The sequence below is a fragment of the Mesorhizobium amorphae genome, from assembly GCF_014843845.1.
Classification (GTDB): Bacteria; Pseudomonadota; Alphaproteobacteria; order Rhizobiales; family Rhizobiaceae; genus Mesorhizobium; species Mesorhizobium amorphae_A.
The window spans coordinates 237,895-252,200 of sequence record NZ_JHQS01000060.1 but is presented as its reverse complement, the minus strand read 5'-3'; the positions used below and the strand labels follow the sequence as shown (position 1 = coordinate 252,200).

The window sequence follows — 14,306 nt, the reverse complement described above, 5'->3', positions numbered from 1 at the left end:
ACTTACCGCCTTTACCGTGAACAAGTCAAGAACAGATTTATCCGGCTGCCGCCATCCGGTAGGCGACGCTTTGCCGGTGGTGGGCGTGGCAGATGGCGATGGCCAGCGCATCGGCGGCGTCGTCGCTGTCGAAGGTCGCCTTTGGCATCAGCACCTTGACCATCATGTGGATCTGCTTCTTGTCGCCATGGCCGACGCCGATCACCGCCTTCTTGACGGCATTGGGCGCATATTCGGCCACGACCAGCCCGGCGCGCGCCGGCACCAGCATGGCGATGCCCCGCGCCTGGCCGAGCTTCAGCGTCGCCGTTGCATCCTTGTTGACGAAAGTCTGCTCGACCGCGGCCTCGTGCGGCATGGCCGCGTGCAGCACCTCGGTCAGCCCGTCATGCAGCTGGCAGAGCCGCACCGCCAGCGCCGCCTTGTCGTCGGAACGCACGGTGCCGGAGTCGACGAAGCGCAGGGAATTGCCGAGGCTCTCGACGATGCCCCAGCCGGTGCGCCTGAGCCCCGGATCGATACCGATGATGCGAATCGCTTCCCCCATCCACCAAGTCTACCCTCGGCGGACAGCGATGCCAGCGAAATGTGAACAAACCAGAAACGATACTGCACAGCAGCTCACTCGCTGCCTAAGAATTCGCACTGATGGGAGATGGCGCGGGCCTTTTCAGCCGCGCGCGAATGCGGTGTTCAGCAGGCTGATCTGGTCGGAAACCGGATTGGCCCGGCGGACCGCCGGCGGCGCATCGGCGAAGGCGTTGCCGTAGATCTCCTCATCCATGCGGCGCACCAGCGCCTGCAGGCGCAGCGAGCGGGTGACGAGGTCGAGAAAATCCGCCGGCAATTCGGCCCAGCCGATCGCTTCGTCATGCGCGGAAGCGGTGTCGAGACGCACCTTGGACTTTTCGGACGCGACCTGGTCGCGGGTCATCTCGCCGGAATTGGCCGCCCGCTGCAGAAGCAGCCAGGAAGCGACCTGCATCAGCCTGGTGGTCAGCCGCATCGATTCGGCCGCATAAAGGGTCGCAGCCGTCCTCGACAGCTTCTTGGCCTCGGCGCGGCCCTTGCCGTCGAGATATTCGGCCGCCTGCTCGACCAGGCCCATGCCCTCCTGGTAGAGTGGCTTGAAGGACTGGGAGAAAACCCGGCGCTCCGCCAATTTGATGGTTTTCGCGCTCCCCATGGAAGGCTCGTTCATCGCTACGCCCCTGCACTGCCGCAAGCCGATTCGGCATCGTATGCCGTCACGCCCTGAACCCTAAATGACTGAAGCTTGAAAATGCGCTTCGCCGCCGGTGAAGGCAAGCACATGTTTAACGAAGGGTTAACGGCGGAGCCGGCCTGGCCAAAGCGGGCCGCGGACAAAAAAAGAGCCGCGGATAAGGCGGCTCTCAGGAGTTTAACAGGGAGGCGTCAAACAAAGTGGCTCCAACCACTCGGTAAGAATCCAGATCACTGGATGCGCATAGTAAACGCCCGTAAAGCTTAATGAACCCTTAACGGCGCCGGAAAAATTCTCATCGTGCCGCAAATCTGTACCGCTTCGGGACAGGGCGGCATCGCCGCGCCCGTGGACAAACGTGCCCGATCGGGCGGCGTGCGCATCGTCGATACAAGCCGGTCTCCCTCCCGACATCGTTCCGAAACAGCCGCCACGCTAAACGCCCGCTCCTCTGAACCGGGCGGCCGCGCCGCCTGCAATCATTTGGGATACCCAAGGGAGAGACCCATGGACTGGTACTCGATCGTCAAATTCCTCCACGTCGTTTCGGCCACCCTGTGGGTCGGCGGCGGTTTCGTGCTGTTCCTGCTTGGCGTGCTTGCCGAGCGCGCCGGTAACATCGAAGACAAGCTGCAGGCGATGCGCGCCAGCGGGCAGCTGGGCGGCCGCTTTTTCGCGCCGATGTCGATGCTGACGCTCATCTTCGGGCTCATCATGTGCGGCTTCTGGATCGGCTTCTCCGACCTCTGGATCCTGATCGGCCTTGCCGGCTACGCCACCACCTTCTCGATCGGCATGTTCATCTTCAAGCCGACCGCCGAGCGGATGGCCGGCATGATCGCCAAGGACGGCGTGACGCCGGCCGCCCTTGCCGTGGGCCAGCGCATGATGAGCGTGGCACGCTTCGACTATGCGGTGATGCTGGTGATCGTCGCCGACATGGTTCTCAAGCCGACCGCGCACGACCTCGCCGTCCTCGCCGGCATGGCGCTGGTCGTGGTGGCAGGCGCCACGCTCGCCTTTGGCGGCAGCCGCCGGCTCGTGGAGCGCGCTGCCTGAAACCGGTGATGGGGCAGCCGCATGGCCGCCCCTCACGATCTAAAACAGGCCGGCAATCCCGTCCCACAGAAGCTTGACCGCGACGACGGCCACGGTGGCGTAGGTGAACGGATAAAAGACCTCCGGCCGCATGCGCCGCACCAGCCAGGCGCCGGCGATGGTCGCGAGCGGCGCCAGCGGCATCAGCACCGCCGATGCGGTCAAATTGGCGGTGTCGAACTGGCCGAGCGCGAAATAGGGGATCAGCTTCAGCGCATTGGTGGCGGCGAAGAAGATCGCCGATGTCCCGGACAGCACCTTCGGATCGAGCCGGATCGGCAAGGCATAGACCTGGAAGGGCGGGCCGCCGACATGGGCGACGAAGCTGGTGAAGCCGGCGACCGTGCCCCAGAAGGCGGCGGTCACGCGGTTGGGTGCCGCCGCATGGTCGGCGCCGTGGCGGAACTGCAGATAGAGCCAGCGCAGCACGAAGATCAGGGCGACCGCGCCGACGATCAACCGCACCATTTCTTCGGTGACCAAAGCAGCCGTCAGCCAGCCGAGACCGATGCCGATCACCGCTCCCGGCATCATGTCGACCAGCATCTTGCGGTCGTAGACGCCCCACCATGTCCATACCGAAACGATATCCATCAGGCACAGGATCGGCAGCAGGATGGCGGCGGCCTGCACCGGCGGCATCGTCAGCGCCATCAGCGGCACGCCGACGAAGCCGACAGCCCCGCCAAAGCCGCCCTTCGACAGGCCGACGAGCATGACCGCCGGAAGGGCGGCGGCATAGAACCACGGATCGGCGAGCAGACCTGACATCGGTGAAGGAGGCTGGAGGGGAAGACGGTGGCCCCTGCAATAACCCAGAAACCTTCGCGCCGCGACAGCCAATATTGGAGGCAGCGGCTGCTGGCGATCAACTGTCCGTAACCCCGCTTCACGGATTTGCGGCATCTGGCCGGCCGATGCATAAGATGGTCGCCAGCGCGCTATGTCCGGGCCATAGGGTTTGAGATTGAACGAAATCATTATCCGCCGCGCGGAAGAAGCCGACCTTCCGGCCATCGTCGTCATGCTTGCGGACGATCCGCTTGGACGCGGCCGCGAGGACACCAGCGAGCCACTTGCCAAGGCCTATCGGGATGCCTTCGCGGCCGTCGATGCGGACCCAAACCAGTTTCTCGCCGTCATGACCGAGGGCAGCCGCATCATCGGTACGCTGCAGATCACCTACCTTGCCGGACTGTCGTTACAGGGTGCGTTGCGCGGCCAGATCGAAGCCGTCCGCATCGCCGACGACCGGCGCGGGGAAAGGCTGGGGCAACGCCTGCTGGAGTGGGCGGTCGAAGAGTGCCGTCGACGCGGCTGCAGGCTGGTCCAGTTGACAACCAACAAGAGCCGCCAGGACGCGCATCGCTTCTATGACCGGCTTGGCTTCAAGGCCAGCCATATCGGCTACAAGCTCGAACTGTAGCTCAGCTTCGGGCGGGGGTATCGAGCGGCGGCGGGCGGCGCCTGATCGGCTGCGCCTTGATGATGGCCGTGCTCGTCTCCGCCTTGTCGGCGATACGGTCGAGCAGGTGATCCAGTTCGCCGATCGAACGCACGAACAGCCGCGCGACAAAGCAGTCGTCGCCGGTCACCTTGTCGCATTCGCCGAACTCTGGAATTTCCTCGATCAGCTTCTGCACGATATGCAGCTTGCCCGGCAGCGGCCGGATGCGCACGATCGCCTGCAGCGAAAAGCCCAGCGCCTGCGGATCGATCTCGATGGTGAAGGCCCGGATGACGCCGCGCTCCTCGAGCCGCCGCAGCCGCTCCGAGACGCTCGGCGACGACAGCCCGATCTGCTGCGCCAGATCCTTCAGCGAGGTCCGCGAATCCCTCACCAGTATCTCGAGAAGTTTTTTGTCCTGCTCGTCCAGCATTTTTACTTCCTGAGATAAAAGGCCGACGGCGCCTAATTAAATTAGGCAACATATCTATATGCCCCTTCCTATCTCATGGAACGCGTCGGCACAACATGGGATTGTCAAGCATCGATGATCCGGGAGCAAGCTATGGACAACACGGTGCGCGGCACGATCGAAATGACGGCCGCAATGGCGATCCTCGGCACGATCGGCTGGTTCGTCGTCATGTCGGGCCAGCCGATCATGGACGTGGTGTTCTGGCGTTGCGCTTTTGGCGCCGTGACGCTGTTGGTCATCTGCGCGGCACTTGGCTTGCTGCGCGGCAGGCTGACGCTTCGCATCGTGGCGATCGCCGCTCTCGGCGGCGCGGCCATCGTCATCAACTGGCTCTTGCTGTTCAGCGCCTTTTCGCGCGCCTCAATCTCGATCGCCACCGCTGTCTACAACACCCAGCCCTTCATGCTGGTCGGCTTCGGCGCGCTGTTCTTCGGCGAGCGGCTGACCCTGACCAAGCTGACCTGGCTTGGCATTGCCTTCGCCGGCATGTTGCTGATCGTGCAGGCCACGCCCGACACCGGCGATGTCGGCTCAGACTATTTCACCGGTATCGCGATGGCGCTGGGGGCGGCCTTCTTCTGGGCCGTCGCCGCGATCGTCACCAAGAAGCTCAAGGGCACGCCGCCGCACCTGATCGCGCTGATCCAGGTCTGCGTCGGCGTCGTCATACTGGCGCCCTTTGCCAATCTTTCCGACCTTCCCGCCGACGCGTGGAACTGGACCATGCTGGCGACGCTCGGCATCGTCCACACCGGCCTGATGTACATATTGATGTATGGCGCCATCCAGAAGCTGCCGACCCATCTGCAGGGATCGCTGTCCTTCATCTATCCTGTCGTGGCGATCCTGGTCGATGTCGCTGCCTTCGGCCATCGGCTGCATCCTGCCCAGGTCATCGGCGCCGCTGCCATCCTGGTTGCCGCCGCCGGGATGAATCTCGGCTGGTCGCTGTGGAGATCGAAGCCGCCGGTCGAAAGCCCTCAAGCCGTCAAATGAGCCTCCGGTCAGCCGTCTGCCAACGCTCGTAGACCAAGGCCACCGCAATGATCCCCGCCCGCCTGTTCAAGGCGGGCGCTTTGCTCTATGCCGCAATGCAACCATCTTCGCCCGGCATAGGCGAAAACCGGGATCGAAAGCCAATGAACGACGCCACACCGCCCAACCGCTGCCGCATCGTGCTGATCGCGCCGAAAGACGCGCCGGCCGAGCGCATTGCGGCGGCCTTCGAAGGCGGCGACGTCGCCTCGCTCATCCTGCCTGAAAACGGCATGGACGAGGCCTCCTTCCAGGCCTTCGCCGAACAGATCGTGCCGCTCGCACAGGCTGCCGGCATCGCCGTCGTCATCGCCGGCGACAGCCGCATCGCCGGACGTGTCCAGGCCGACGGCATCCATGTCGAGGTCTCCAAGGGCGAACTTGCCGAGACCATCGAACATTTTCAGGGGAAAATGATGGTCGGCGCCGGCGGCGCCAAGACCCGCGACGACGCGCTGGAACTCGGTGAAGCCAGGCCCGACTACATCTTCTTCGGCCGCTTCGGCTACGACAACAAGCCGGAGCCGCATCCGCGCAATCTGTCGCTCGGGCAATGGTGGGCGGATATGATCCAGATTCCCTGCATCGTCATGGCCGGCTCGGAGATCGCTTCCGTCGAAACCGTGGCCGTTACGGGTGCCGAATTCGTGGCGCTGTCCAGCGCCGTCTTTGCCGACGACATCGACCCGAAGGCGGCAGTCGCCACCGCCAATGCGATGCTTGACGAAACCGCACCGCGTTTCGAGGACTGACGTGCGCTGGCTGCGGTTTCCTCTCCTGGGTCTTGTCGTGGCCGTTGCTGCCCAGCCCGCCTCTGCCGCGCAGACCGTTCCGCTGCCGCAGCCCAAGCCGGATGCAGGCGCGCATGTCGACAAGCCGATCGAGACACCGCTGCCGCAGCCCGCCACCACGGCACCGCTGCCGTCGGTCGACACCATCAATCCCGATCGTTTCGGCGCCAAGCCGGCGGATCCGGCCTATGGCGCCTTTCAGCGCGGTCTCTACAAGACCGCCTACAATCTCGCTTTGGTGCGCGCGCAGAACGGCGATCCGGCTGCCGAGACGCTGGTGGCCGAGATCCTGTCGCGCGGGCTTGGCGTGCCGTTGAACGCGGCGGAAGCCGCGAAATGGTACGCGCTTGCCGCCGAGCAGGGCGTGCCGGAATCGCAGTTCCAGTACGCGCTGATGCTGCTCGACGGCCGCTACGTCAAGAAGGACGAGAAGGGGGCCTATGCGCTGATGCAGGCCGCCGCCGAGGCCGGCAACCGGCTGGCGCAGTTCAATTTCGCGCAATTGCTCGTCCAGCAGGACCCGGGCGATGTCGGCATGGCCAAGGCCGCGTCCTACTACGAACGCGCCGCAGCCACCGGGCTCGCAGACGCGCAATATGCGATGGCGCAGATTTATGCCAATGGCATCGGCGGCAAGCCGCGCGACGATGCCCAGGCGCGCACCCTTCTGGCGCAGGCCGCCAGGCAGAATTACGACACGGCGCAGATCGACCTCGCCACCTGGATGATCGAAGGGCGCGGCGGCAATCGCGATCTCAAATCCGGCTTCGGCTGGATGAAGCAGGCCGCCGAGGGCGGCAACGTCGCGGCCCAGAATCGCCTCGCCAAGCTTTATATGGAAGGCATCGGCACCGACCCCGATTTGATCCTTGCCGGCGCCTGGTACGTCGTCGCCCGCCGCGCCGGGTTGATCGATCCGCAGATGGACGATTTCCTGCAAGGCCTGACCGACGACCAGACGAGGCAGGCGCTGCAGAAGGCCAACCGCCTGCCTTGACGCCACCGCAGGTCAGGTAGGAACGCCGTCGCCGCCGATCAGGCCTGTGTCGCCCCGCTCCCTTGCCTCTCCAGCCGATTTGTGGTCTTGGAGGCGCCAAATCGCCGTCAGGCGACAATCTCATTCCGGAACAACTCAACATGGCCAAGATCAATGGCAACGAAATCCGTCCGGGCTATGTCATCGAGCACGATGGCGGCCTGTGGGTGGCGGTCAAGACCAACACCGTCAAGCCCGGCAAGGGCGGCGCCTATAACCAGGTCGAGCTGAAGAACCTCATCAACGGCACCAAGCTCAACGAGCGCTTCCGCTCCGCCGAGACGGTCGAGCAGATCAGGCTGGAGATGAAGGACTTTTCCTTCCTCTACGAGCAGGGCGATGCGCTGGTGTTCATGGATACCGAGAGCTACGAACAGCTCGAACTGCAGAAGGATTTCGTCGGCGACCGCGCCGCCTTCCTGCAGGACGGCATGATGGTGACGGTGCAGCTCTATGAAGAGCGGCCGATCGGTATTTCGCTGCCCGACCAGGTGACGCTGACCATCACCGAGGCCGACCCGGTGGTGAAAGGCCAGACGGCGGCCTCGTCCTATAAGCCGGCGATCCTGGAAAACGGCATCCGCGTTTTGGTGCCGCCGTTCATCGGCGCCGGCGAGCGCATCCTCGTCGACACCAACGAAATCACTTACATTCGCCGCGCCGATTAGGGCTGCGAGCAGCGGGAAGAACAAAAATGGCGCGCTCCGCGATCCTCAATGTCATGGTCCAGGCCGCCATGAAGGCCGGCCGCTCGCTGTCGCGCGACTTCGGCGAAGTGCAGAACCTGCAGGTCTCGATGAAGGGGCCGGGCGACTATGTCAGCCAGGCCGACCGCAAGGCCGAGGACATCCTGTTCACCGAGCTGTCAAAGGCACGGCCGGGTTACTCCTTCCTGATGGAGGAGCGCGGCGCCGTCGCGGGCGATGACGGCCAGCACCGCTGGATCGTCGACCCGCTCGACGGCACCACCAATTTCCTGCACGGCATTCCGCTGTTTGCCATCTCGATCGCGCTCGAGCGCCAGGGCCAGATCGTCGCCGGCGTCATCTACAATCCGGCGATGGACGAGCTCTACACCGCCGAGCGCGGCGGCGGTGCGTTCATGAACGACCGCCGGCTGCGCGTCGCCGGCCGCACCAAGCTGGTCGACGCGGTGATCGGCTGCGGCATGCCGCATCTCGGCCGCGGCCAGCACGGCAATTTCCTTGTCGAACTGCGCAATGTGATGGCCGAGGTTTCGGGCGTGCGCCGCCTCGGCTCCGCCTCGCTCGATCTCGCCTATGTCGCCGCCGGTCGCATGGACGGGTTCTGGGAAGTCGGCCTGTCGGCCTGGGACATCGCCGCCGCCCTGCTCTTGATCCGCGAGGCAGGCGGCTTCGTCTCCGACTTCGATGGCGGCCAGGACATGCTGGACAACGGCTCGGTCGTCGCCGGCAACGAGATCATCCAGCGCGCGCTGTTGAAGACAGTGAAGAAGCCGGTTACGCCGCGCTGATAATGTTGCCGCGCTGAAGCGCCGCAGTCGCAAAATCGCAACCAAAGCTTGAAATACTGTCCGGCAACCGCCCAGATACGGGCGATGCAGGACCATTCATGAGCGACACCCGACCGCAATCCCAGCTCGACATCCCGTTCATGGGCCGCTGGCACTATTCGCGCGCCGAAATGATCGCCGACGGTATCGTGCATGCGGTGGGCATCGTGCTGGCGATCTCGGCCGGCTCGGCATTCCTGGCGCTGGCGGCCTTCCATGCCGGTCCCGGCGAGTATATCGCCGCCGCCTTCTACGTCGTGTCGCTGCTTACCGTCTTGTCGGTGTCGCTGGCCTACAACCTGTGGCCGGTGTCGTCGCCGGCGAAGTGGATCCTGCGTCGCTTCGACCATGCCGCGATCTTTCTCCTGATCGCCGCGACCTATACGCCCTTCCTCGCCCAACTCGATGGCTCGCCGCTGGCTGTCTCGATGATCGTCCTGGTCTGGGTCTCGGCGGCGATCGGCATCGCCATAAAAGTGTTTCTTCCCGGCCGCTTCGACCGGCTGGCGGTCGTCTTCTATCTCGCCATCGGCTGGAGCGGCATCGTCCTGGTCGGCCCGCTGGTGCAGACCTTGCCGACGACGTCGATCGCGCTCATCGTCGCCGGCGGCGTTGTTTACTCCTTGGGCGTCATCTTCTTCGCTTGGAAGGGCCTGCGCTTCCACAACGCCGTCTGGCACGGCTTTGTCGTCACCGGCGCCGGGCTGCATCTGGCCGCCATGGTCGACTGTCTGGTGATAAACCGCTTCTGAGCTTTGGCGGGCAATATTGCCAAGCGCCATTCAATTTGGTCACAATTCCGTTTAGAGTCGCGAACAAGTTGATCGGCGGCAGCGGCATCGGAAACGGGGCACGAATGGCTTTTCTCAGATCCTTCGGCATCGGCAGGCGCTCCGACGTTCTGATCTACGACCCCCATAAACTGTCCAGCCCGCAGGTTTTTCTGCTGACCATGCTGATCTTCCTGGTCATCGTGGCCTTCATCGCCGCCATCCTGACCCGCCAGGTCTCGAGCGCATTCGTCACCAATCCGGGCCTCAACGGGCTGATCATCGGCGTGCTGGTGGTCGGCATCCTGCTCGCCTTCGCCCAGGTCGGGCGCCTGTTTCGCGAGGTGCGCTGGGTCAACTCCTTCCGCGCCGGCTCGGAAACCACCGAACCGGTGCTGCTGGCGCCGATGAAGGCGATGATCGGCCGTTCGTCGACGGTGGCCTTCTCGACCTCCTCGATGCGCACCATGCTCGATTCGATCGCCACCCGCCTCGACGAAAGCCGTGACACCTCGCGCTATCTCGTCGGCCTCCTGGTCTTCCTCGGCCTGCTCGGCACCTTCTGGGGCCTGCTCAACACCATCGGCTCGATCCGCGAAACCATCGAATCTCTCGATCCCGGCACCGGTGATGCCGCCGCTGTGCTGGAGTCGCTCAAGCAAGGCCTGTCGGCGCCGCTGGCCGGCATGGGCACCGCCTTCTCGTCCTCGCTGTTCGGTCTCTCCGGCTCGCTGGTGCTCGGCTTCCTCGACCTGCAGGCAGGCCGCGCCCAGACCCGCTTCTACACCGAGCTGGAAAACTGGCTGTCCTCGGTCACCGATCTCTCCTCCGACATCGTCGTTGCCGATCCGGCCAGGAGCGAACCTTCCGACGAGATCCGCCTGTTGTCGGAAAGGCTGCGCAGCCTGCAGGAGAATGGCGGCGGCTCCAATCCGCGCGTCGCCACCGCCATGGCCAATCTTGCCGACGGCATTTCCGGGCTGGTCAAGAACATGCGCTCCGAACAGCAGATCATGCGCGACTGGGTCGAGGCGCAGTCAGACGAGCAGAAGGCGATGCGCAACACGCTGGAAAAGATCGCCGACGCCCTGAAGAAGCAGGGAGTCCACTAGCATGGCTCTCGCCAGGGCACGGCGCGCCGATCGCCGCATCGACTACTGGCCGGGCTTCGTCGATGCGCTGTCGACGCTGCTCCTGGCGATCATGTTCCTGCTCACCGTCTTCGTGCTGGCGCAGTTCCTGCTCGGCCGCGAAATCTCCGGCAAGGACACTGTGCTCAACCGCCTCAACTCGCAGATCAACGAACTGACCCAGCTCCTGGCGCTGGAGCGCTCGTCGACGCAGGACAAGGAGGATTCGCTCGCCAATCTGCAGGCTTCGCTGTCGGCGTCGGAGGCGGAAAAGAGCCGGCTCCAGCAATTGCTGGCGCAAGGCGCCGGCGCCGGCGATGCGGCCAACCAGCGTGCCACCGCCCTTTCCGGCGAACTCGACAGCCAGCGCCAGATCAGCCAGCAGGCGCTGAGCCAGGTCGAGATCCTCAACCAGCAGATCGCGGCGCTCCGCAAGCAGATCGGCGCCCTCGAGGACGCGCTCAACGTGTCCGAACAGCGCGATCGCGACTCCAACACCAAGATCGCCGATCTCGGCCGCCGCCTCAACGTGGCACTTGCGCAGCGCGTGCAGGAGCTGAACCGCTACCGCTCCGACTTCTTCGGCCGCCTGCGTGAAATCCTTGCCGACCGCGAGAACATCCGCATCGTCGGCGACCGTTTCGTCTTCCAGTCGGAAGTGCTGTTTCCCACCGGCTCCGAGGTGATCAACGATGCCGGCAAGGTCGAGATGAAGAAGCTCGCCGATGCCATCATCGAACTGCAGAAGGAGATCCCGCCGGAGATCAACTGGGTGCTGCGCGTCGACGGCCACACCGACAACAAGCCGCTGTCCGGCGCCGGCCGCTACCGCGACAATTGGGAGCTTTCGACGGCGCGCTCGACCTCGGTGGTGAAGTTCCTGATTGAGAACGGCGTGCCGGCCAACCGGCTGGTCGCCGCCGGCTTCGGCGAGTTCCAGCCGCTCGACCCCGCCGACACCGACGAGGCCCGCAATAAGAACCGCCGCATTGAACTGAAGCTCACCGAACGGTGATCGCGCATCACGCGAATTTGTTCGCCGGCTCAACGCTAGGGCGTAGGTCTCAGGTCGACAAGGCCTGAAAAGATTATCTTTTTTTAATTACACTTCGCCGCCGGCCGCTTCTAGTTTCCGCTGCGGAGGCCGAGAACCGCCGGCGATGGCTCCCATCATCGCGACGCGACGGAACCGGACGGCCTGTGACCGGAAGTGGGCGCGGCAATCGCCCCTTCCACAGTAAGAGGAGGACGCAGCCATGCGCTCTTATGCTCCCAAGGCAACAATCAGGACTGCAACGATCGCCGCTTTTCTTGTCGCGGTTCCTTTGGCCGGCGCCTATGCCGCTGGACATCACAAGGGCGCTCTCGACGCAACGGACCCGACCGACATGGTCGGCCCGCGCGTGACCGGCCTGATCGAACAGGCGAAGGGCGTTGACGAAGGCATCGCGGACGCTAGGCAGGAGAACACGATCACACCGGCCGAAGCGCAGAAGCTGCATATGCGCGCCGCCCATATCAGCCAGGCCGCCGCAAGAACGGCTGCCGCGGACCATGGCAGGATACCGGCTGCGCAGTATCATGATTTGCTGCGCCAACTCGACAATGTCGACCAGGCGCTCCGGCTCGACACCAGCACCGGCTTCCTGATGGGCGACGGCGCCGACGGCGGGCACTATCCGAACGGCTGATTACCGGAACAAGAGGAAGGGACGACCTGGCGCCCAAGGGAACTCAGCCCCAAGGGCGTCTTTTTTCACCAGCCCAGCCAGAGCACGATCAGGGCGACCGCGGCCGGCACGGTCTGGATGAACAGGATCTTCCTGCTGACGGTCGCCGCGCCATAGAGGCCTGCTATGGCGACGCAAAGCAGGAAGAACACCTTGATCTGGAAGCCGGCCGCCCCGAGCGTGAGGCCCCAGATCAGGCCGGCGGCGAGAAAGCCGTTGTAGAGCCCCTGGTTGGCTGCGAGCACCTTGGACGCCTTGGCAAAGTCAGGTGTCAGGCCGAACGCCTTGTGGCCGCGCGGCGTATCCCACAGCACCATCTCCAGATAGACGATGTAGCAGTGGATCAGCGCCACCAGCCCGACCAGAATGTTGCCGATCATTTTGCCCCCCGTTTGCCGTCTTTTCGGCCAGCCAGCATTGATCATGCGTGGGCGTCGCTGCGCAAGGTGCCTCGAGCGCGGCTCTCGCCAGGCTCAGGGTTGCCAACCCCGGCATGTTGGTATCTTTTCCCGCCAGCCAATCGAAGCCGACGGAATCCACAATGTCCTTTCAGAAACTTGACGACCTCGGCCACAAGCTCGAAGCGCTGGAGCATGCGCTTGCCATCCTCGGCGCCGACGAGGCGACGCACATGGCGGTCGGCGGCGGCGAGAAGCGCGCCGAGGCGATGTCGGCGCTTGCCGGCATGCTTCACGCGCGGGCGACCGCGCCCGAAATATCAGACTGGATCGCCGCTGCGGAACAGGAGGTGCTGAACGAGGAACAGCAGGCGGCGGTCGGGGAGTTGCGCCGGCAATACACCAACCTGACCTGCCTGCCGGTCGAGTTCGTCGAGCGCCAGACGACGGCGCGCATGCGCTCCGAACAGCTCTGGCGTGATCTGCGCGCCAAGAACGACTGGGCAGGCTTCCTGCCATCGCTGGAAGGCGTAGTCGCCCTGGTACGAGAGGAAGCGGCATTGCGCGCCGACGTGCTTGGCCTCGACCCTTACGACGCATTGATGGAACAGTACGATCCCGGCAACCGCGCCGCCGACATCACACCCGTGTTCGCCGAACTGAAGACCTTTCTCAAGGGTTTCGTGCCGGAAGCCCTGGCCGTGCAAGAGGCGCGGCTGGCCGAGCGCCCGCTGAAGCCGCTCTCCGGCAGCTATGCGACCGACAGGCAGCGCGAGCTTGGCCTCGCCATGATGGCGGCCGCCGGTTTCGACCTGACGCACGGCTCGCTGTCGGTGTCGCATCACCCTTTCTGCGGCGGTGTGCCGAGCGACGTGCGCATCACCACCCGCTACAAGACATCGGATTTCCTGTCGGCGCTGATGGGCGTGCTGCACGAAACCGGCCATGCGCTTTACGAGCAGAACCTGCCCAAGGCCTGGTCGCATTGGCAGCTCGGCAAGGCGCGCGGCATGGCGGTGCATGAAAGCCAGAGCCTGTTCGTCGAAAAGCAGATCGGACGCAATCCGGCCTTCTGGCGCTGGGCGCTGCCGGTGGTCGAAAAGCATCTCGGCGAGGCCTGGTCGCTCGACGACATCCTGCCGCATGTACACCGGGTCGAGCGCGGCCTGATCCGCGTCGATGCCGACGAGGTCACGTACCCGCTGCACGTCATCCTGCGCTACGAACTGGAGCAGGAACTGGTTTCGGGCCGGCTGGACGTGGCCGACCTGCCGGAGGCCTGGGACGCCAAGATGCGCGACTATCTCAGCCTGTCGACCATCGACAACCCCGCCGACGGACCGATGCAGGACGTGCATTGGCCGGGTGCTGCGTTCGGTTATTTCCCGTCCTACACGCTGGGCGCCATGATGGCGGCGCAGCAATGGGCGGCGCTGACGCGTGACCATCCTCTAGCCGACAGTGACCTCGCCAAAGGCGATTTCAGTGCCATCAACGATTGGCGCCGTGAAAGGATCTGGTCGCAAGGGTCGCGCTGGTCGACGCCAGACCTGCTCGAACGCGCTACAGGCGAAAGGCTGAATGCCGCGCATTTCACCGAGCATCTGAAGAAGCGCTACGGCACCGCCTGACAGCAG

17 protein-coding genes are annotated in these 14,306 nt (G+C 64.4%); 12 read left to right on the top strand and 5 right to left on the bottom strand.

The window, feature by feature from the left end; all coding sequences use genetic code 11:
- Positions 1-37: 37 nt before the first annotated feature.
- Together ruvC and rcdA are read right to left on the bottom strand one after the other, a co-directional pair.
- The gene (ruvC, locus tag DH08_RS26335) at positions 38-547 is read right to left on the bottom strand and encodes a crossover junction endodeoxyribonuclease RuvC (protein WP_192182058.1); all 510 of its coding nucleotides are present in this window, start codon (positions 545-547) and stop codon (positions 38-40) included.
- A 123-nt stretch (positions 548-670) separates the two neighbouring features.
- The gene (gene rcdA, locus DH08_RS26330; RefSeq protein WP_192182057.1) at positions 671-1,201 is read right to left on the bottom strand and encodes a protease adaptor protein RcdA; all 531 of its coding nucleotides are present in this window, start codon (positions 1,199-1,201) and stop codon (positions 671-673) included.
- A gap of 531 nt (positions 1,202-1,732) precedes the next feature.
- Between rcdA and DH08_RS26325 the strand changes: the two genes are divergently transcribed.
- Positions 1,733-2,284: a DUF2269 family protein gene (locus DH08_RS26325; RefSeq protein ID WP_192182056.1), complete on the top strand. Its 552-nt coding sequence runs from the start codon at positions 1,733-1,735 to the stop codon at positions 2,282-2,284.
- A gap of 39 nt (positions 2,285-2,323) precedes the next feature.
- Here the strand turns inward: DH08_RS26325 and DH08_RS26320 are convergent, their stop codons facing one another.
- Positions 2,324-3,094 carry a sulfite exporter TauE/SafE family protein gene (locus DH08_RS26320; protein WP_192182055.1) on the bottom strand — a complete coding sequence of 257 codons (771 nt, stop codon included), beginning with the start codon at positions 3,092-3,094 and terminating at the stop codon, positions 2,324-2,326.
- 196 nt (positions 3,095-3,290) lie between these two features.
- On the opposite strand from DH08_RS26320, the gene DH08_RS26315 reads away from it, so the two are divergent.
- A complete protein-coding gene (locus DH08_RS26315) occupies positions 3,291-3,749 on the top strand; it encodes a GNAT family N-acetyltransferase (RefSeq protein WP_192182054.1) in 459 nt (152 codons plus the stop codon).
- Between the two features lies 1 nt (position 3,750).
- On the opposite strand, the gene DH08_RS26310 is transcribed toward DH08_RS26315, so the two are convergent.
- A complete protein-coding gene (locus DH08_RS26310; protein WP_192182053.1) occupies positions 3,751-4,203 on the bottom strand; it encodes an Lrp/AsnC family transcriptional regulator in 453 nt (150 codons plus the stop codon).
- Positions 4,204-4,335: 132 nt separating this feature from the next.
- On the opposite strand from DH08_RS26310, the gene DH08_RS26305 reads away from it, so the two are divergent.
- The 9 genes from DH08_RS26305 to DH08_RS26265 all read left to right on the top strand — a co-directional run bounded on the left by DH08_RS26305 (position 4,336) and on the right by DH08_RS26265 (position 12,232).
- Positions 4,336-5,241 (top strand): DMT family transporter, encoded by a 906-nt coding sequence (locus DH08_RS26305; RefSeq protein ID WP_192182052.1) that lies wholly within the window; start codon positions 4,336-4,338, stop codon positions 5,239-5,241.
- A gap of 143 nt (positions 5,242-5,384) precedes the next feature.
- Positions 5,385-6,032 carry a thiamine phosphate synthase gene (locus DH08_RS26300; RefSeq protein ID WP_192182051.1) on the top strand — a complete coding sequence of 216 codons (648 nt, stop codon included), beginning with the start codon at positions 5,385-5,387 and terminating at the stop codon, positions 6,030-6,032.
- Positions 5,992-7,068, top strand: a complete 1,077-nt coding sequence (locus DH08_RS26295) for a tetratricopeptide repeat protein (RefSeq protein WP_210328882.1) — start codon at positions 5,992-5,994, stop codon at positions 7,066-7,068. Before DH08_RS26300 ends, DH08_RS26295 begins: the two co-directional genes overlap by 41 nt.
- A 140-nt stretch (positions 7,069-7,208) precedes the next feature.
- Positions 7,209-7,775: an elongation factor P gene (gene efp / locus DH08_RS26290; RefSeq protein ID WP_192182049.1), complete on the top strand. Its 567-nt coding sequence runs from the start codon at positions 7,209-7,211 to the stop codon at positions 7,773-7,775.
- 26 nt (positions 7,776-7,801) lie between these two features.
- Positions 7,802-8,602 carry an inositol monophosphatase family protein gene (locus DH08_RS26285; RefSeq protein WP_192182048.1) on the top strand — a complete coding sequence of 267 codons (801 nt, stop codon included), beginning with the start codon at positions 7,802-7,804 and terminating at the stop codon, positions 8,600-8,602.
- Positions 8,603-8,700: 98 nt separating this feature from the next.
- Entirely contained in the window at positions 8,701-9,393 is a 693-nt protein-coding gene (trhA, locus tag DH08_RS26280) for a PAQR family membrane homeostasis protein TrhA (protein WP_192182047.1), read from the top strand.
- A 104-nt stretch (positions 9,394-9,497) separates the two neighbouring features.
- Positions 9,498-10,523 (top strand): MotA/TolQ/ExbB proton channel family protein, encoded by a 1,026-nt coding sequence (locus DH08_RS26275; protein ID WP_192182046.1) that lies wholly within the window; start codon positions 9,498-9,500, stop codon positions 10,521-10,523.
- A 1-nt stretch (position 10,524) separates the two neighbouring features.
- On the top strand, positions 10,525-11,556 hold the full coding sequence (locus DH08_RS26270) for a peptidoglycan -binding protein (RefSeq protein WP_192182045.1): 1,032 nt from the start codon (positions 10,525-10,527) through the stop codon (positions 11,554-11,556).
- Positions 11,557-11,797: 241 nt separating this feature from the next.
- Complete coding sequence (locus tag DH08_RS26265; RefSeq protein ID WP_192182044.1) at positions 11,798-12,232, top strand: hypothetical protein; 435 nt, start codon at positions 11,798-11,800, stop codon at positions 12,230-12,232.
- A gap of 65 nt (positions 12,233-12,297) precedes the next feature.
- On the opposite strand, the gene DH08_RS26260 is transcribed toward DH08_RS26265, so the two are convergent.
- Positions 12,298-12,651 (bottom strand): DUF1304 domain-containing protein, encoded by a 354-nt coding sequence (locus DH08_RS26260; RefSeq protein ID WP_192182043.1) that lies wholly within the window; start codon positions 12,649-12,651, stop codon positions 12,298-12,300.
- 161 nt (positions 12,652-12,812) lie between these two features.
- Between DH08_RS26260 and DH08_RS26255 the strand changes: the two genes are divergently transcribed.
- Positions 12,813-14,300 carry a carboxypeptidase M32 gene (locus DH08_RS26255; RefSeq protein WP_192182042.1) on the top strand — a complete coding sequence of 496 codons (1,488 nt, stop codon included), beginning with the start codon at positions 12,813-12,815 and terminating at the stop codon, positions 14,298-14,300.
- Positions 14,301-14,306 lie beyond the last annotated feature (6 nt).